Below are 16,301 nucleotides of genomic sequence, written 5' to 3'. Positions count from 1 at the left end.
CAGGCCCGGATCAGGCCACCAGCTCGATGGCGTAATCCTCGATCACGGTGTTGGCGAGCAGCTTGCCGCACATCGCTTCGACCTCCTTGCGGGCGGCCGCCTCGTCGGTGCTGCTGAGGGTGAGCTCGATCACCTTGCCGGCGCGGACGTCCTCGACGCCCTCGAAGCCCAGCGTGTGCAGCGCGTGCGCGATGGCCTTGCCCTGGGGATCCAGAACGCCGCGCTTGAGGGTGACGTGAACCTTGGCCTTCATCGGATTGTCCGCTCGCTTGGTGAGATAAGGGGTTGCTGAAGGGGGGATTATTGCAGGGTCTTGGGGCCCTTGACGTCGCTCGGCCCGCCTTCCGGCAGGATGCCGAGGCGCCGCGCGACCTCCTGGTAGGCCTCCTCGACGCGGCCGAGATCCTGGCGGAACCGGTCCTTGTCGAGCTTCTCGTTGGTCTTGACGTCCCACAGGCGGCAATTGTCCGGGCTGATCTCGTCGGCCAGGACGATGCGCATCTCCTCGTTCTCCCACAGCCGGCCGAACTCCAGCTTGAAGTCCACCAGCTTCAGCCCGATGCCGAGGAAGAGGCCCGAGAGATAGTCGTTCACGCGGAGCGACAGCGCCACCATGTCGTCGAGATCCTGGGGAGCCGCCCAGCCGAAGGCGGTGATGTGCTCCTCCGAGACCATCGGATCGTGGAGTTCGTCCGACTTGTAGTAGTACTCGATGATCGAGCGCGGCAGCGGCGTGCCTTCCGGGATGCCGAAGCGCTGCGACAGCGAGCCGGCGGCGACGTTGCGCACGACCAGCTCGATGGGGATGATCTCGACCTCGCGGACGAGCTGCTCGCGCATGTTCAGGCGGCGCACGAAATGCGTCGGCACGCCGATTTCCGACAGGCGGCTCATCAGATATTCGGAGATGCGGTTGTTCAGCACCCCCTTGCCGGTGATGACGCCCTTCTTCTGGTTGTTGAAGGCGCTCGCGTCGTCCTTGAAGTACTGCACCAAGGTGCCGGGTTCCGGTCCCTCGAACAGGACCTTCGCCTTGCCTTCGTAGATGCGCCGGCGTCGTGTCATCGTGTGTTCGTCCAAATACGAGCGGACCGGACAAGTGAGCTTGCCGGTCCAGGAATGTGCCCTTGTGATATAGCAAGCCGGCCGGGGGAACACAACGACACCCGTTCCCCGCGGGACGACGGTCAGTCCAGCGCCACGGGAACGAAGGGGGTTTCGTGCGGCCGGCCGGCGGCGAAATGCCAGACCGGCTTCAACTCCGGCCGCTCGACCGAGGGCAGGGCGATCAGCGCGCTCGACACCGTGCCGAACCCCATGGGCAGGCGGAAATCCATGGCGCCGCGCTCGCCGCGCCCGCCCTCCCAGATGCGGCTGCCGAGCAGCTCCGGCCAGCCGCCCCAGCCGAAGGCGGCCGCGTCGTCGGCGCCGGTCGTCGGCGCGACGGCGTGCTCGAACAGCGGGCGGTAGAGGGCGATGCGCGAATCCCCGGCGTCGTCGTCGAGGTCGAAGGCGGTGATCATATGGACGCCCTCCGGGATCGCGATCACCTCCGGCCGGTTGCGCGCGGAGGGGCCGCGATGGCTCAGCAGATAGGCGTCGCGGTTGTCGGCCAGCACGAGGTTGAAGGGCCGGTAGGCGCGGGTGTCGAGGTCGGCCAGCGAGCGGGCGGCCTCGCCGGCGTCGGCGTGGTCGAGCGCGTCGAGCACCAGCTCGCCGCGCGACCGCTTGCCGGTCTCCGGCCCCAGCGTGCCGTGACGGTTGAGGATGCCGGCGACCAGCCCCTCGTCGTTCAGCCCGAGCCAGGAGCCGCCGGCCAGCTCGTCCAGCCCGGCGACGAGGTTCGGGCGGTCCGGCCAGTGGCGCGCCGGGGCCTTCCAGGGCCGGCCGGCCATCTCGTCGCGGTTGGCGCCGACGACCAGCGGCCAGGTCGCGCCGGGCCGCCGCAGGAGGATGACGCTGCACATGTCGCACCTTGTCCTTCATGGTTCCCGAGGGCGTTTTCCCCAAGGGTATGGCGCCGCTCGACGGAATCTCCGCAGCAGGGGTGCGGCGGAACGGTGACGGCGGGGCCATCCCGGCTATATAATCCTTATACGGGAGCGAAAACCAATCCAAGGAGCCCGGGTCCCCATGACGACCTTCGACGATCGTGAAAAGGCTTTCGAGAACAAGTTCCAGCACGACGAGGACCTGCTCTTTCGCATCCGCATGCGGCGCGACAAGCTGGCCGGCCTGTGGGCCGCCGGCCTGATGGGGCTGGGCGGAGCCGAGGCCGAGGCCTACGCCCGGCAGATCGTCGAGGTGGACATCGGCACGCCGGGCCCGCACGACATCCGCGACCGGCTGGCCGCCGACCTGCACGCCAGGGGCGTCGACATCTCCGACCACCGGGTCGAGCGCGAGATGGGGCATCTGCTGGACCTCGCCCGCCAGCAGGTCAACGCGGAGTAGGCGGCGGACGCGTGACGCGCGCCTGAACGTGAAAGGCCCGGTGCGGAGGACGCACCGGGCCTTTTTGTTGGAATTTGCGGCCGTGGATGCCCGGCACAAGGCCGGGCATGACAAGGAGGGATTTTCCGCATGCCAAAACACGCATAAGATGCGTTGCCGAAGTGGTGAGGCATGGCATGCGTGGGGGCTGGGTCTATATTCTGACCAACCGTCCGAACGGGACCTTGTACGTCGGCGTCACCGGCAACCTCGCCCGCCGCATCTGGGAGCACCGGGAGGGAGCCATCGATGGCTTCACCAAGAGGTACGGCCTCAAGCGCTTGGTGTATGTCGAGCCTTATCCGGAGATCCGGACTGCGATCCAGCGTGAGAAGACCATGAAGCGCTGGCCGCGTGCCTGGAAAGTCCAGTTGATTCTGGAAAACAATCCGGAATGGGCGGATTTGTACGATGGACTTGCTTGAGACCGGTTCGAAAAAAATCCGCTCTGAATTACGGAGCGTCATGCCCGGACTTGATCCGGGCATCCACGGCCGCAAGCTTGGCAAACCCTCACAGCGTGGATGGCCGGGTCAAGCCCGGCCATGACGATCGAACGGCGACGAGCAGCCGCCGGTCAGCCCCTTACTCTCCGAAGACGCGCTTGAACACCGTGTCGACGTGCTTGGTGTGGTAGGTCATGTCGAACATCGGCTCCAACTTGTCGCGGCCGATGTGCTTGGCGACGTCGGCGTCGTTCGAGAGCAGCTCCAGGAAGTTGCCGCCATGCTCCCACACCTGCATGGCGTTGCGCTGCACCGCCTTGTAGCTGTCCTCGCGGCTCATCCCGGCCTGGGTCAGGGCCAGCAGGACACGCTGCGAGAAGACCAGCCCGCCCAGGTCGTCCAGGTTCTTCTGCATGCGCTCCGGATAGACCACCAGCTTCTCCATCATGCCGGTCAGGCGCATCAGGGCGAAGTCGAGGGTCACCGTCGCGTCGGGGCCGATCATGCGCTCGACCGAGCTGTGCGAGATGTCGCGCTCGTGCCACAGCGCGACGTTCTCCAGCGCCGGGACGACGGCGGCGCGGACGATGCGGGTGAGCCCGGTCAGGTTCTCCGACAGCACCGGGTTGCGCTTGTGCGGCATCGCCGACGAGCCCTTCTGGCCGGGGTGGAAATACTCCTCGGCCTCGCGCACCTCGGTGCGTTGCAGGTGGCGGATCTCGGTCGCCAGATTCTCGACGCTCGACGCGATGACGCCCAGCACCGAGAAGTAGAAGGCGTGGCGGTCGCGCGGGATCACCTGGGTGGAAACCGGCTCCACCGCCAGACCCAGCTTGGCGGCGACATGTTCCTCGACGCGCGGGTCGATGTTGGCGAAGGTGCCGACCGCGCCCGAGATGGCGCAGGTGGCGATGTCCTTGCGCGCCTGGACCAGACGCTCGCGGCCGCGCGCGAAGGCGGCGTAATGGCCGGCCAGCTTCAGGCCGAAGGTCGTCGGCTCGGCGTGGATGCCGTGGCTGCGGCCGATGGTGACGGTGTTCTTGTGTTCAAAGGCGCGGCGCTTCAGCGCGGCCAGCAGCTTGTCCATGTCCTCGAGCAGCAGGTCGGCGGCCTGCGTCATCTGCACCGCGAGGCAGGTGTCCAGCACGTCCGACGAGGTCATGCCCTGGTGGACGAAGCGCGCCTCCGGCCCGACATGCTCCGCGAGGTTGGTCAGGAAGGCGATGACGTCGTGCCGGGTCTCCCGCTCGATCTCGTCGATGCGGTCGATCTCCCACTTGCCGCGTTCCCAGACGGCGGCCGCCGCCTCCTTGGGGATGACGCCCAGCTCGGCCTGCGCGTCGCAGGCGTGCGCCTCGATCTCGAACCAGATGCGGAAGCGGTTCTCGGGCTCCCAGATGCGGGCCATTTCGGGGCGGGTGTAGCGGGGGATCATCGGCACTCTCCGAAGGATGCGGACCTGACGCGACAGGTTCGGGAACGACAGGCTTGGGGGACGGACGCAGGGTCACGCGCGCGCGGACCATAACCGTGGAGCGCCCCGTTGCAAAGCCCCGCCAGGTCGATGCCGGGGTTCGGACGATTTTGCGCAAATTTGGTTAAATTTCCAAAACAGCTTCTTTCCGATCGAAGGGAATAAGCGCCTATCGACAGGCGAAGCGGAAACCGGCATGACGCCATCGTGCCGCGAGATTTTCGGTGCGGCGCGGAACGACGCGAGGAATTCGGTCGGAAAATCGCGCGCCGGTCGTGCTCGCGCGCTGGCAGTTGCAGTCTTGCGAGCATTAAGCAAGAATTGCGGCGCGCGCTGGAGGAAGCCCCGATCCGCGCCTGAGGAGGGTTCCCCGTTGTCCGATCCCGTCGCCGAGTTGGTGCGCGAGCCGTCTCGCCCGTCCGACGAGGCCCGCCTGTACCGTCTGCAATTCCTCGCCTCGCTGACGCTGGTGACCGCCCTCGTCCTTGGGCTCGGCTTCTACTTCGTCTGGCAGCACTGGCTGGATTTCGAGAACAACCTGCGGCAGTCGGAGGCGCGCTATCTGCGCGAGCAGCGCCAGGCGCTGGAGCAGGAGGTGGAGAACGCCCGCTCCTACCTCGCCTACATGCGCTCGCGCACGGAACCGGCGCTGAAGGAGCAGATCCGTGGGCAGGTGGACGAGGCCTACGCCATCGCCCGCTCCGTTTACGAGCGGGAGAAGGACATCCTGCCGGCCGAATCGGTCCGTGAATCGATCAAGGAGACCCTGCGTCCCCTCCGCTTCGCCAACGGGCGCGGCTACTATTTCATCACCGACCTCGCCGGCGGCACGGTGCTGCAACCGACGGAGCCGGCGCGCGAGGGCCGCTCGCCCTTCGCCGATCCCGATCCGGCCGCCGCCGGGGTGACGCGCGAGCTGCTGCGGGCGGCCCAGGATCCGACCGCGCGGGGCTTCGCCCGCTACCGCTGGCGCATGCCCGACGATCCCGACCGGGCGGTGGAGAAGCTGGCCTATGTCCGCCGCTTCGAGCCCTACGACTGGCTGATCGGCGCCGCCGATTCCGTCGTGGCGGTCGAGGCGCGGCTGCAACGGGAATCGCTGGAACGGCTGCGCTCCTCCCGGTTCGGCGAGACCGGCTACATCGGCGTGCTGCGCGAGGACGGGCAGGTTCTGCTGTCGCCCACCGCCCCGGCGTCGGAGGGCATGAACGCGCGCGACCTGCCCTGGGCGACCGAGCGCGATCTGGTGACCCGCCTGCTGGAGATCGGTCGGCAGGGCGGCGGCGAGCTGCGCTACGACTGGGTGCACCCGGTCACCGGGCGGCCGACGCCGAAGATGGCCTATGTGTCGTCGCCGGGGATCTGGGGCTGGGTGCTGGTCGCCGGCTTCTACATCGACGATCTCGACGCGGCGATGGCGGAGCGGCGGGCCGAGATGCGGCGGGGCGTCGACCAGCGCGTGTGGACGACGGTCGGCATCCTCGGGCTGGCGCTGCTCGCCTCGGTCGGCGTGTCCTGGCTGGTGACCGGCTGGATCCGCCGCATCGTCGGCGCCTACCAGCTGCGCATGCGGCGCAGCGACAGCATGCTGCGCGAGCGGGCGAGGCAGCTCTACCTCGCCAACTTCTTCGTCGACCATGTGTCGGAGATCGTCGTGCTGGCCGACGCGCAGCTGCGCATCGCCTACGTCAACCCCTTCGGCTGCCGGGCGCTCGGCGGCCGGCTGGAGGATCTGGTCAAGGGGCAGGCCGACCTGTTGCAGCGCTTCGCCGCCGAAGGGGAGGGCGCCGCCGGCCATTACGAGACGGTCTACACCACCGCCGACGGCCGCGCCCTGGAGCTGGAGGTCACCGCCAGCCGCATCGCCTACGAGGGCGAGACCTACTATTCCGCCATCGCCCGCGACATCTCCGAGCGCAAGCGGGCCGAATGGGAGCTGCGGCTGTCGGCCAAGGTGTTCGACAACGCCGCCGAGGGCATGTTCGTCACCAACGAGCGCAATCTGATCGTCGCCGTCAACGACGCCTTCACCCGCATCACCGGCTACAGCCGGGAGGAGGCGGTCGGCCGCGATCCGAAATTCCTGAAATCCGACCGCCACGACGCCCGCTTCTTCGACGATCTGTGGGCGCAACTCCGCGAGAACGGCCATTGGGCCGGCGAGGTCTGGAACACCCGCAAGAACGGCGAGGTGTTTCCGGAGTGGCTGAGCATCAAGGTGGTGCACAGCGAGGCCGGCGCCGTGGTCAACCACATCGCCGCCTTCACCGACATCACCGAGACCCGCGCCCAGGAGGAGCGCATCCGCCATCTGGCGCAGTATGATTTCCTGACCGACCTGCCGAACCGCTTCCTGCTGCGCGACCGGCTGGAGCGCGCGATGCTGGCGGCCAGCCGCCACGGCACCAAGGTCGGGCTGCTGTTCATCGACCTCGACCGCTTCAAGACGATCAACGACAGCCTGGGCCACCCGGTGGGCGACACGCTGCTGCGCGGGGTCGGCGCCCGGCTGCTCGGCACGGTGCGGGCCAGCGACACCGTCAGCCGCCAGGGCGGCGACGAGTTCATCATCCTGATCAACGACGTGGACACGCCCGACGACGCCGGCACGGTGGCGCGCAAGGTGCTGCGGGCGTTGTCCGAGCCCTTCCTCATCGACGGGCACGAACTGCTGGTCACGCCCTCCATCGGCGTCGCCGTCTATCCCGACGACGGCACGACCATCGACGCGCTGATGAAGAACGCCGACATGGCGATGTACGCCGCCAAGGAGGCCGGGCGCGCCACCTACCATGTCTTCACGCCGGAGCTGAACCGCCGCGCGTCGGACCGGATGTGGACCGAGAACAATTTGCGCCGGGCGCTGGCCAACAACGAGCTGGAGCTGTTCTTCCAGCCGCAGTTCGCGGCCGCCGGCCGCCGTCTGGTCGGGGCCGAGGCGCTGGTGCGCTGGCGCCAGCCGGACGGCTCGCTGATCATGCCCGGCCAGTTCATTCCGGTGGCCGAGGACACCGGCCTGATCCTGCCGCTCGGCGACTGGGTGCTCGGCGAGGCGTGCCGGCGGGCGGCACAGCTGCGCAAGCACCGGGAACTGCTGATCGCCATCAACCTGTCGGCGGTGCAGGTGCGGCGTCCGGGGCTGGCGGAGCGGGTCGCCGGCTGGCTGTCGACCTACGGCGTGCCGGCGGAATCGCTGGAGCTGGAGGTGACGGAGAGCGTCCTGATGGACGATTCGGACGTGGTGGCCGACACCTTCGCCCGGCTGCGCGCCATGGGGGTGCCGCTGGCGATCGACGATTTCGGCACCGGCTATTCCAGCCTCAGCTATCTCAAGCGCTTCCGGGTGGACAAGCTGAAGATCGACCGCTCCTTCGTCAGCGAGCTGCGTTTCGACGATCCCGACAGCGGCGCCATCGCCGAGGCGATCATCGGCATGGCGCGCAGCTTGCGGATGCAGACCTTGGCCGAGGGGGTGGAGACGGAGGAGCAGTTCCACTGCCTCGCCGGGCTCGGCTGCGACCAGATACAGGGCTATCTGCTGGGCCGCCCGATGCCCTTCGACGAGTTCGTCGCCTTCGTGCAGCAGCAGGCGCGGATGCCGGAATCGGTGAACTGATCGGGCGCTCGCGCCCAAATCCGTTCAGGGACCTCACAGCAGCCGCTGCGCCTTGAAGCTGGTGTGCTTGCCGCCCTTGCCGATGATCAGGTGGTCGTGCACCGCCAGCCCCACCGCGTTGGCGGCGCGGACGATCTCCTTGGTCATCTCGATGTCGGCGCGGCTCGGCGTCGGGTCGCCGGAGGGGTGGTTGTGGACCAGGATCACCGCGCTGGCCGCCAGCTCCAGCGCGCGCTTGGCGACCTCGCGCGGGTAGACCGGGGTGTGGTCGACGGTGCCGCGCTGCTGCACCTCGTCGGCGATCAGGATGTTCTTGCGGTCGAGGAACAGCAGGCGGAACTGCTCGGTCGGCTCGTGCGCCATTGCCGCCGCGCAGTAATCCAGCAGCGCCTGCCAGGAGGCCAGCACCGGCCGGTCGATCACCCGCTTCTGCATCGCCCGCAGCGCCGCCGCCCCCACCACCCGCACGGTGGCGACCGCGTTGTCGGTGCCGAGCGACACGCCGTCCGCCTTGAAGCCGCGCAGCCGCTCGGCCGGCGCGTTGACCACCCCCCACAGGTCGCCGAAGGCCCGGATCAGCGCCTTGGCCAGCGGCTTCACGTCGCGCCGCGGGTTGACGGCGAACAGCACCATCTCCAGCAGCTCGTAATCCTCCAGCGCGTCGCCGCCCTTGTCGAGGAAGCGGCGGCGCAGCCGGTCGCGGTGGTTGGTGTAGTGGGGATCGTCGTCCGCCGGATCGGCGGCGGGTGCGGGCACCGATGTGGCGCCGGCCGGCTCCACCGCCGCCAGCAGGTCGGCGGACGGGGCGCCGGAATCGTCCAGCCCGCCGCCGGTCCCTTGCCGGCCGTCCTTGCTCTTCCCGGTCTTTCCCGCAGCCATCGTCGCGCCGCCATTCCTTCGTATGGCGACGACTATACCGTCTTCCCGCGCGCGGGCACAGGCAACTTGCCCGCGGCGCGGGTAAAAATGGTCAGACGGACGCCTCGGGGTAGGGCGGTCTGGTGTGCCCCTCGGGCGAGAGGGTGAAGATCTCCGCCCCGTCGGCGGTGACGCCGAGGGAATGCTCGAACTGGGCGGACAGCGACTTGTCCTTGGTCACGGCGGTCCAGCCGTCGCCCAGGATCTTCACGTCGGCGCGGCCGGCGTTCAGCATCGGCTCGATGGTGAAGATCATGCCCTCGCGCAGCACCATGCCCTCGCCGGGCTTGCCGAAATGCAGGACCGACGGCGGCTCGTGAAAGGTCCGGCCCAGCCCGTGCCCGCAGAAGTCGCGAACCACCGAATAGCGCTGGCCCTCGGCGAAGGTCTGGATGGCGTGGCCGATGTCGCCCAGGGTGGCGCCCGGCTTCACCACCGAGATGCCGAGCATCAGCGCCTCGTAGGTGACGTCGATCAGCTTGCGCGCCTTCACGCCGACGTTGCCGCACAGATACATGCGGCTGGAATCGCCGTACCAGCCGTCGACGATCGGGGTGACGTCGATGTTCAGGATGTCGCCGTCGACCAGCCGCTTGTCGCCGGGGATGCCGTGGCAGACGACGTGGTTGACCGAGATGCAGTTGGCGCGCGGGAAGCCCCGGTAGCCGAGCGGCGCCGGAACCGCGCCGTGGTCGCGGATGAATTGTTCCAGCAGGCGGTCGAGCTCGCCGGTGGTGACGCCCGGCTGCACATAGGGGCCGATGAAGTCGAGGGTCATGGCGGCCAGGCGGCCGGCCTTGCGCATGCCTTCGAATCCCTCCGGCCCATGCAGCCGCACACGGTTGGATTCGACGTGGTTGTGTTCCAAGACGGTAAGCCCCCAAAGCAGAACAGGCGGTACGGGACAGGCGGCGACGCGTGACGCGGCGCCCTCAAAGACGCAGCGGCAGCGGACGGTCCAATTCAATCGATTCGGGCGTGATCGCGCAAGACCAGCAGAGCGCCTCGACGCCCGATTCGAGCGCGCGGCGCAGCCCGGAATCATAGGCCGGATCGAGATCGGCCGCCGTCCGGAAATGGGTGCAGTCGGTGCGCTGGACAAGATACAGCATCACCGCGCGGCAGCCTTGCGCCACCATCGCGGCCATCTCCTCCAGATGCTTGGCGCCGCGCGCGGTGACGCAGTCGGGGAACTCGGCGGCCAGCCCGTCGCCCTGGCCGGGCCGGCGCAGATGCACGTTCTTGACCTCGACATAGGCCGGCGGACGGGAATCATCCTCCAGCAGCACGTCGATGCGGGAGTTCCTGCCGTATTTCACCTCGCGCCGCAGCCGGCCGTAGCCGGCCAGCTCCGGGATGGTGCCGGCGGCGATGGCGGCGGCGGCCAGCGCGTTGGGGTGGCCGGTGTTGACGCCGACCAGCCCCTTGCCCCAGGCGGCGGCGGGCTCGACCAGCTCCAGCGTGTGGGCGAGCTTGCGTTTCGGGTTGCCGGAGCGCGACAGCCAGACCGGGGAGCCGGGCGTGTCCAGTCCGATCATGCTTCCGGAGTTGGGGACATGGACGGTCACGACCTCCCCGCCGAGATCGACGTCGGCGAGGAAGCGCTTGTAGCGGCGGATCAGCCGGCCTTGAAGAAGAGGGGTGGGAAAGCGCATGTTGGGCGCGACGCTAACCCGCCACCGGCCGCCGCGCCAGCCCGGAGTTTCCCCGCGATGAACCCCACCGCCGCCGTGCTCGTCATCGGCAACGAGATCCTGTCCGGCCGCACCAAGGACGCCAATCTCGGCCACATCGCGGAGGTGCTGTCGGGCATCGGCGTCCGGCTGCGCGAGGCCCGCGTCGTCGCCGACGTCGAGGAGGAGATCGTCGCGGCGGTCAACGCGCTGCGCGCCCGCTACACCTATGTCTTCACCACCGGCGGCATCGGGCCGACCCACGACGACATCACCTCGGCCTGCGTCGCCAAGGCGTTCGGCGTCGCCCTGGAGCGCAACCCGGAGGCGGTCGCCCGGCTGGAGCGGCATTACGGTTCGGCCCAGCACCTCAACGAGGCGCGCTTGCGCATGGCCAACATTCCGGCCGGCGGCATCCTGATCGACAACCCGATCAGCCAGGCGCCCGGCTTCCAGCTCGGCAACGTGTTCGTGCTGGCGGGGGTGCCGAACATCATGCAGGCGATGCTGGACGGGCTGCTGCCGCGTCTGGCCGGCGGGCCGGAGCTGCACGCCCGCACGGTCGCCTGCGAACTGGCGGAAGGGGTGATCGCCGCCGAGCTCGGCGCGTTGCAGGGCCGCCATCCGGAGCTGGAGATCGGCAGCTATCCCTATTTCCGCAACGGTTTCTTCGGGGTCAGCCTCGTCCTGCGCGGCACCGACGAGGCCGAGGTGGCCGCGACCGCCGACGAACTGGCCGGCATCGTCCGGCGGCTCGGCGGGACGCCCAACGTGACGGTTGGTACGAAAGGCTAGGCCGTTCCGATCAATTGCCCGGGCCGGCCCCCGCTCCATATCCGTCAGGGTACAAGGGCATTCGACGTGAAGAATCCCGCCATGAAACCTTTTGAAAAAGCGGCCATCCTGTTCCTGCTGAAGCATCTGCTGTCCGGCGTCGCCGGCGCCGTGGTGCTCGGCACGGGGCTTCTGTGGTTCGACGTCGCCCGGCTGGCGACGCTGATCGGCAACAGCGAATATGGCCTCGTGGCCATCGTGATGCTCTACGGCAGCCTGATGCTGACCTTCGGCAGCGTCGCCATGGGCATCGGCATCATGGCGCTGAACGAGGACACGCGCCCCTAGAAGGGACCGAAACGGTCATAGGCCCAGACCAGGGCCACCACGACCGCCAGCCAGATGGCGGCGTTGCGCAGCGCCGTGCCCCGGTTGCGCCGCAGCGCTCCCGGCACCACCAGAATGGCGACCATCGCCAGCGCGATCAGCGACATCCAGTCCGCGGTGTCCATGCGTGCTCACTCTCCCGGTTGCGCCGCCTGCCGAGCGGCCCCTTCCATATGGGGCGGGACGCGCCATTCACAATCATCAGCATACTTGCGTATGCTTTTCATGGGTGGAGGGCCGCCTTCCCGGCCAGTTTTCCAAGAATTGCCGGATGACGGCCGAGACGACGGGACAAAAGGCCGCACGCCGAAGCCCCCCTGCATTTGCCGCTTTGCCACGCAACCCTCGCCGCCGGCCCCCGCAAAGGCGGCTGGGCCCGGTCGGTTATGGCGAAAGGCCAATTTTTATTCCCTTTGGCAAGGAAACGCGCTATCTCAGGGGCGCCCCGTGCGGACGTGGCGAAACCGGTAGACGCAGCAGACTTTAATTGGAGTGCGCCTGGGGAAATCCGGGACGTAGAACCGCTCAAATTCGGGGAACGCTAACGGCATCCGCCCAGGCCAATCCCGAGCCAAGCCCCGGTTCCGGGGAAGGTGTAGAGACTAGACGGGCGGCACCTAAGGCCGGAAGGCGAGGGTGAAGGGATAGTCCAGACCACGAACGCCCGGCCGGGGGACGCCGGTCCGGGCGGCGGCGAAAGCCGAAGCTGGTAAGAAAATCTGTTTCTTTCTGAGAGTGGGGGTTCGAGTCCCCCCGTCCGCACCAAAAACCTCCACACCAACGGCTTCCGCGTCAGAGCCGCCACATCGGGGCTTCCACGCCGGGACTTCCATCCCGGACCGGTGGCCGTGCCCCGTCAGGCGTTTCCGCAGGACAGCACCCACACATCGTAGATGGCGTGCTCCATCGCCGACAGGGCGGGGCTGGACGCGAACATCCAGCCGCTGAACACCGGCTCGGCCTGCTCGCCGGGTTTCATCTCGACCACCTCCAGGAAGGCGGCGGATTCCGGCGGCTCGATCGGCGGGTTCTCCTTGCAGGCGCGCAGGGTGATGCGCAGGCTGCCCATCGTCCTGGTCTCCCCCACCGCGATGGTGAAGGTGGAGGTGCGGGCCGTCACCTTGTCCAGCCATTGCAGCTTGGCGCTGGACCGGGCGAGCATCTGCTCGGGCGCCGGGGCGGCGGCGGCGGGAAGGGCGCCAAGCACGACGGCGGCGGGCGCAAGCAGAAGCGCGGCCGCGAGGGCCGCGCTCTTCAACCGGGCGGACGACGGAGCTTGCGGCTTCGTCGGCGTTTGGAACTTCGTCACGTCGGGTCGCTTCCGTGGTTTCGGACGGCGCTTGAGACAGGCTCCGCCTTCTATCCCGGAACGCCGCCGCCGTCTACTGCGCGGAGGTTCCCGACGGGGTGGTCGTCGTGGTGGTCGTGGTCGTGCTGCCGTCCGGCGACGTGGTGGTCGTGCTGTTGCTGCTGCCGGAGGTGCCGCTGGTGGTGGAGCTGTTGCTCGGCGTCGACCAGTTCGTGCCCGAGGTGCCGGTCGCCGCCGGCTTCCGCTTCACGGCCTCGCGATGGTGGGCGGACGACTTCGTGGCCGAGCTGCCCGACCCGGCGGTGCCGTTGCGCTCCTCGACCTTCTGGGTCGTGGCGCCGGCACCCGCCCCGGCCACGCCGCCGACCACGGCCCCCACCGGGCCGCCGACCACCGCGCCGGCGGCCACCCCGCTCAGGGCGCCCGTCGACGCCTTCTCCTCCATGGTGTTGCCGCACGCGGTGGTCAGCAAGCCCAGGCCCAATACGGCCAGAACAGACACGCGCATCGCACATCCTCCTGCGTTCTTGACATCCGTTGCAGGGGAAACGGGCAAGCGTGACCTTTGGTTCCGGACCCTTACGCCGAGGCGTCGGCGGCGAAGCGCAGGCGGACGTAATCGGCGGTCCAGCGTCCCTCCGAGTCCCGCAGCTCCGGCGCCACCGCGTCGAGGACCTCGGCGACCAGCGCCGGTCGTTCCGCTTCCGAAACACGATTGAGAAAGCTTTGCGCGAAGGTGGCGAGCCAGCCGGCCATGTCGGTCGGCAGCGGCGTCGGGCGCGGGATCAGCGCGATCGAGCGGACGGCGAAGCCGGCGGCCTCCAGCTTTTCGCGGTACTCCTCCGGCGTCGGGAAATACCAGGGGTTGGCGGCGCGGCCGTCCAGCCCCCGGCGATCGAGCGCCGCTTCCAGCGCCGTGACGATGCGGCCGACGTTGCCGGCCCCGCCGAACTCGCCGACGAAACGCCCGCCGGGCTTCAGCGCCCGCGCCACCCCGGCGACCACCGCGTCCGGCCGCGTCATCCAATGCAGAGCCGCGTTGGAGAAAACGGCGTCGAACTCCGCCGCGAAGGGCAGGGCATGGCCGTCCACCACCCGCGCGTCGAGCCCGCGCGCCTTGGCCGAGGCGACGAACTCGGGGCTGGAATCGGCGCCGACCACCACGCAGCCCAGCGCCGCCAGCCGCTCGGTCAGCGTGCCCTCGCCGCAGCCGAGGTCGAGGATGCGCTCGCCCGGACGCGGGTCGAGCAGTTCCACCACCGGCATGCCCAACTCCGGCACGAAGCCGGCGTGGTGCTTGTAGCCGCCGGCTTCCCAGCGTTGAGCGGTGGTGGTCATGGCGGAGTCCTTTCCCTGGCGGAATGATCGAACCGGCTGATCCGGTTCCGAAACGACGAAGGGGGCCGGACGGCCCCCTTCGTATGAACATCGATCCGGCGATGCCGGGGGTTCACATCTTCGGCGGCTACATCTTCGGCGGCTGTGCGCCGGCGGCCTGGTCGGCCGGCTTGCTCATGCTTTGCAGCGAGAAGATGACCTGCCCAAGAAGCTGCTCCAGCCCCGGCGTGCTCTGGGTGTACTCGATGCGGCCGTTCGGCTGGATCGTGTCGGGGTCGCCACCCGGCTCCAGCGACAGGAACTTGCCGCCCAGCAGGCTTTCCGAGGCGATCACCGCCGCCGTGTCCTTAGGCAGCTTGACCGTGTTGTCGAGCGACAGGTGGACGACCGCCTGATAGCTCTTGGGGTCGAGCGTCAGGGCGGAGACGGAGCCGACCTTGACCCCGCTGATCCGCACGTCGGCGCCGCTTTGCAGCCCGGTGATGCTGGAGAAGTTCGCGGTCAGCTCGTAGCCCTGCACCTTGCGCAGGTCGGCGCTCTTGTAGGCGAAGGCGAGGAAGACGGCGGCCGCGGCGAGCACGACGCCGCCCAGCACGGTTTCGATCACGTTCCGGCGCATGGGATGATCCTAGTCCGACTGCCGGCCGATCAGGCCGGAGTCCAGGGCTCGTAATCGCCGGTCGCGGCAACGCGCTGCCCGCCCGCCAGGGCGTGGCCGGGCGGCCGGTAGGCCTGCGTCGAGCCGGACAGGTTGGGCAGATGCTCCTTCTGCCACGGCTTGTGGAAGGCGCTGTTGCCCTCGGGCAGCGGGTCCTTGGTGGTGTGGTGCAGCCAGGCGTGCCATTCCGGCGGAATCTTCGACGCGTCCGGCTCGCCGGCGTAGATCACCCAGCGGCGCTCGCGGACGCCGCGCTGCGGCGCGTCCTTGCTACGGTAATAGACATTGCCGAAGCGGTCGCTGCCGACCTTGGCGCCCCGGCGCCACGTCACGTACCGGATGTGAATGTTCGCCAGTTTGGTGAACAGGGAGAGAGGCTCGCTCATCGTCGCTCACGAATTCGGGGGCTGGACCGCCCCGTTCGAAAGGGGCCGTTGGAATGCGGGCCGCACTATGACACCGCAACTCCCCGCCGTCCACACCCGCCGTCCATGCCCGATCACCCGCGTTTGCCGACACTTGGGGGGTCAGGCGAACCGGCGGTCGGTCAGCAGCAGGCGCACGGCGAAGCCGAGGAACAGCACCCCGGCGAGGCCGTCGAGCGCCGTCCGCACCCGCGCGCTGGCCAGCACGCGCCGCGCCGCGCCGGCGCTCAGCGCCGCGACCCCGGCGAGATAGATCCCGCCCAGCACGGTGATGATGTTGCCGAGGATGAAGATCTGCACCGCCACATGGCCGAGCGCCGGGGCGATGAACTGCGGAACGAAGGCGAGCTGGAACAGGATGACCTTGGGATTCAGCAGGTTGGTCAGCAGCGCCTGGAGGAACACGGCCGTCGGCGGCGCCGAGTCGGCCGCCGGGACCGGAGCCTCCGCGTCCTGGCCCCGGCTGGTCCAGGCGCTCCACAGGGCGCGCGCGCCGATCCAGGCGAGATAGCCGCCGCCCGCGTAGCGCAGCACGTCGAACAGGGCCGGCGACGCGGCGATCAGGGCCGAGATGCCGGCGGCGGCGAGCAGCGTGTGGATGAGGTTGCCGAGAGAGATCCCGAGCATGGCGATGATCCCCGTCCGGCGCCCGTCGGCGATGCTGCGGGTCAGGACCAGCAGGAAATCGGGGCCGGGCGCCAGGATCAGGACGCCGACGGCGACCAGATAGAGCTGGACCAGATGGGGATCGAGCGGCAGGGACATTGCGGGAAACTCGTGGGGGGCGGGG

The 16,301-nt window shown here is 68.8% G+C and carries 19 protein-coding genes; 5 read left to right on the top strand and 14 right to left on the bottom strand.

Annotated elements, in window-relative coordinates; all coding sequences use genetic code 11:
* Positions 1-10 precede the first annotated feature (10 nt).
* The 3 genes from purS to JN22_RS16945 form a co-directional block, all read right to left on the bottom strand.
* The gene (gene purS / locus JN22_RS16955) at positions 11-253 is read right to left on the bottom strand and encodes a phosphoribosylformylglycinamidine synthase subunit PurS (RefSeq protein WP_085555082.1); all 243 of its coding nucleotides are present in this window, start codon (positions 251-253) and stop codon (positions 11-13) included.
* Between the two features lie 47 nt (positions 254-300).
* Positions 301-1,065 carry a phosphoribosylaminoimidazolesuccinocarboxamide synthase gene (purC, locus tag JN22_RS16950; RefSeq protein WP_085555081.1) on the bottom strand — a complete coding sequence of 255 codons (765 nt, stop codon included), beginning with the start codon at positions 1,063-1,065 and terminating at the stop codon, positions 301-303.
* Positions 1,066-1,187: 122 nt separating this feature from the next.
* A complete protein-coding gene (locus JN22_RS16945) occupies positions 1,188-1,967 on the bottom strand; it encodes an NRDE family protein (protein WP_085555080.1) in 780 nt (259 codons plus the stop codon).
* 166 nt (positions 1,968-2,133) lie between these two features.
* Here JN22_RS16945 and JN22_RS16940 point away from each other — a divergent pair, with 166 nt between their 5' ends.
* Together JN22_RS16940 and JN22_RS16935 are read left to right on the top strand one after the other, a co-directional pair.
* The gene (locus JN22_RS16940; protein ID WP_085555079.1) at positions 2,134-2,454 is read left to right on the top strand and encodes a DUF1476 domain-containing protein; all 321 of its coding nucleotides are present in this window, start codon (positions 2,134-2,136) and stop codon (positions 2,452-2,454) included.
* A gap of 176 nt (positions 2,455-2,630) precedes the next feature.
* The gene (locus JN22_RS16935) at positions 2,631-2,918 is read left to right on the top strand and encodes a GIY-YIG nuclease family protein (RefSeq protein ID WP_085555078.1); all 288 of its coding nucleotides are present in this window, start codon (positions 2,631-2,633) and stop codon (positions 2,916-2,918) included.
* Between the two features lie 160 nt (positions 2,919-3,078).
* Here JN22_RS16935 and purB read toward each other — a convergent pair whose 3' ends face one another.
* Positions 3,079-4,374, bottom strand: coding sequence for an adenylosuccinate lyase (gene purB / locus JN22_RS16930; protein ID WP_085555077.1), 1,296 nt, complete (start codon positions 4,372-4,374; stop codon positions 3,079-3,081).
* Positions 4,375-4,786: 412 nt separating this feature from the next.
* Here purB and JN22_RS16925 point away from each other — a divergent pair, with 412 nt between their 5' ends.
* Positions 4,787-8,029 (top strand): bifunctional diguanylate cyclase/phosphodiesterase, encoded by a 3,243-nt coding sequence (locus JN22_RS16925; protein WP_085555076.1) that lies wholly within the window; start codon positions 4,787-4,789, stop codon positions 8,027-8,029.
* Positions 8,030-8,062: 33 nt separating this feature from the next.
* Here the strand turns inward: JN22_RS16925 and radC are convergent, their stop codons facing one another.
* The 3 genes from radC to sfsA form a co-directional block, all read right to left on the bottom strand.
* Positions 8,063-8,908: a RadC family protein gene (radC, locus tag JN22_RS16920; RefSeq protein WP_085555075.1), complete on the bottom strand. Its 846-nt coding sequence runs from the start codon at positions 8,906-8,908 to the stop codon at positions 8,063-8,065.
* Between the two features lie 91 nt (positions 8,909-8,999).
* Complete coding sequence (gene map / locus JN22_RS16915) at positions 9,000-9,815, bottom strand: type I methionyl aminopeptidase (RefSeq protein WP_085555074.1); 816 nt, start codon at positions 9,813-9,815, stop codon at positions 9,000-9,002.
* Between the two features lie 64 nt (positions 9,816-9,879).
* Entirely contained in the window at positions 9,880-10,602 is a 723-nt protein-coding gene (gene sfsA, locus JN22_RS16910) for a DNA/RNA nuclease SfsA (protein WP_085555073.1), read from the bottom strand.
* A 57-nt stretch (positions 10,603-10,659) separates the two neighbouring features.
* Here sfsA and JN22_RS16905 point away from each other — a divergent pair, with 57 nt between their 5' ends.
* Positions 10,660-11,415, top strand: a complete 756-nt coding sequence (locus JN22_RS16905) for a competence/damage-inducible protein A (protein ID WP_085555072.1) — start codon at positions 10,660-10,662, stop codon at positions 11,413-11,415.
* 81 nt (positions 11,416-11,496) lie between these two features.
* The gene (locus tag JN22_RS16900) at positions 11,497-11,742 is read left to right on the top strand and encodes a hypothetical protein (protein ID WP_085555071.1); all 246 of its coding nucleotides are present in this window, start codon (positions 11,497-11,499) and stop codon (positions 11,740-11,742) included.
* On the opposite strand, the gene JN22_RS16895 is transcribed toward JN22_RS16900, so the two are convergent.
* The 7 genes from JN22_RS16895 to JN22_RS16865 all read right to left on the bottom strand — a co-directional run bounded on the left by JN22_RS16895 (position 11,739) and on the right by JN22_RS16865 (position 16,276).
* A complete protein-coding gene (locus tag JN22_RS16895; protein ID WP_179166180.1) occupies positions 11,739-11,906 on the bottom strand; it encodes a hypothetical protein in 168 nt (55 codons plus the stop codon). The two genes, JN22_RS16900 and JN22_RS16895, sit on opposite strands and share 4 nt — an antisense overlap.
* Positions 11,907-12,637: 731 nt before the next feature.
* Complete coding sequence (locus tag JN22_RS16890; protein WP_223677764.1) at positions 12,638-13,090, bottom strand: DUF2155 domain-containing protein; 453 nt, start codon at positions 13,088-13,090, stop codon at positions 12,638-12,640.
* A 73-nt stretch (positions 13,091-13,163) separates the two neighbouring features.
* Positions 13,164-13,598, bottom strand: coding sequence for a hypothetical protein (locus JN22_RS16885; RefSeq protein WP_143268343.1), 435 nt, complete (start codon positions 13,596-13,598; stop codon positions 13,164-13,166).
* Positions 13,599-13,669: 71 nt separating this feature from the next.
* Positions 13,670-14,428 (bottom strand): class I SAM-dependent methyltransferase, encoded by a 759-nt coding sequence (locus tag JN22_RS16880; RefSeq protein ID WP_085555070.1) that lies wholly within the window; start codon positions 14,426-14,428, stop codon positions 13,670-13,672.
* A 127-nt stretch (positions 14,429-14,555) separates the two neighbouring features.
* The gene (gene mlaD / locus JN22_RS16875; RefSeq protein ID WP_085555069.1) at positions 14,556-15,047 is read right to left on the bottom strand and encodes an outer membrane lipid asymmetry maintenance protein MlaD; all 492 of its coding nucleotides are present in this window, start codon (positions 15,045-15,047) and stop codon (positions 14,556-14,558) included.
* A 29-nt stretch (positions 15,048-15,076) separates the two neighbouring features.
* On the bottom strand, positions 15,077-15,472 hold the full coding sequence (locus JN22_RS16870; protein WP_085555068.1) for an NADH:ubiquinone oxidoreductase subunit NDUFA12: 396 nt from the start codon (positions 15,470-15,472) through the stop codon (positions 15,077-15,079).
* A gap of 141 nt (positions 15,473-15,613) precedes the next feature.
* A complete protein-coding gene (locus JN22_RS16865; protein ID WP_085555067.1) occupies positions 15,614-16,276 on the bottom strand; it encodes a LysE family translocator in 663 nt (220 codons plus the stop codon).
* Between the last annotated feature and the right edge of the window lie 25 nt (positions 16,277-16,301).

The organism is Azospirillum agricola, from assembly GCF_020005195.1.
In the GTDB taxonomy this organism is placed as follows: Bacteria; Pseudomonadota; Alphaproteobacteria; order Azospirillales; family Azospirillaceae; genus Azospirillum; species Azospirillum agricola.
This window is presented reverse-complemented; position numbering and strand designations above follow the sequence as displayed.

Coding starts and splice junctions, on each gene's coding strand:
- purS (WP_085555082.1), bottom strand. CDS start 253: ATGAAGGCCAAGGTTCACGTCACCCTCAAGCGCGGCGTTCTGGATCCC.
- purC (WP_085555081.1), bottom strand. CDS start 1,065: ATGACACGACGCCGGCGCATCTACGAAGGCAAGGCGAAGGTCCTGTTC.
- JN22_RS16945 (WP_085555080.1), bottom strand. CDS start 1,967: ATGTGCAGCGTCATCCTCCTGCGGCGGCCCGGCGCGACCTGGCCGCTG.
- JN22_RS16940 (WP_085555079.1), top strand. CDS start 2,134: ATGACGACCTTCGACGATCGTGAAAAGGCTTTCGAGAACAAGTTCCAG.
- JN22_RS16935 (WP_085555078.1), top strand. CDS start 2,631: ATGCGTGGGGGCTGGGTCTATATTCTGACCAACCGTCCGAACGGGACC.
- purB (WP_085555077.1), bottom strand. CDS start 4,374: ATGATCCCCCGCTACACCCGCCCCGAAATGGCCCGCATCTGGGAGCCC.
- radC (WP_085555075.1), bottom strand. CDS start 8,908: ATGGCTGCGGGAAAGACCGGGAAGAGCAAGGACGGCCGGCAAGGGACC.
- sfsA (WP_085555073.1), bottom strand. CDS start 10,602: ATGCGCTTTCCCACCCCTCTTCTTCAAGGCCGGCTGATCCGCCGCTAC.
- JN22_RS16905 (WP_085555072.1), top strand. CDS start 10,660: ATGAACCCCACCGCCGCCGTGCTCGTCATCGGCAACGAGATCCTGTCC.
- JN22_RS16900 (WP_085555071.1), top strand. CDS start 11,497: ATGAAACCTTTTGAAAAAGCGGCCATCCTGTTCCTGCTGAAGCATCTG.
- JN22_RS16895 (WP_179166180.1), bottom strand. CDS start 11,906: ATGGACACCGCGGACTGGATGTCGCTGATCGCGCTGGCGATGGTCGCC.
- JN22_RS16885 (WP_143268343.1), bottom strand. CDS start 13,598: ATGCGCGTGTCTGTTCTGGCCGTATTGGGCCTGGGCTTGCTGACCACC.
- JN22_RS16880 (WP_085555070.1), bottom strand. CDS start 14,428: ATGACCACCACCGCTCAACGCTGGGAAGCCGGCGGCTACAAGCACCAC.
- mlaD (WP_085555069.1), bottom strand. CDS start 15,047: ATGCGCCGGAACGTGATCGAAACCGTGCTGGGCGGCGTCGTGCTCGCC.
- JN22_RS16870 (WP_085555068.1), bottom strand. CDS start 15,472: ATGAGCGAGCCTCTCTCCCTGTTCACCAAACTGGCGAACATTCACATC.
- JN22_RS16865 (WP_085555067.1), bottom strand. CDS start 16,276: ATGTCCCTGCCGCTCGATCCCCATCTGGTCCAGCTCTATCTGGTCGCC.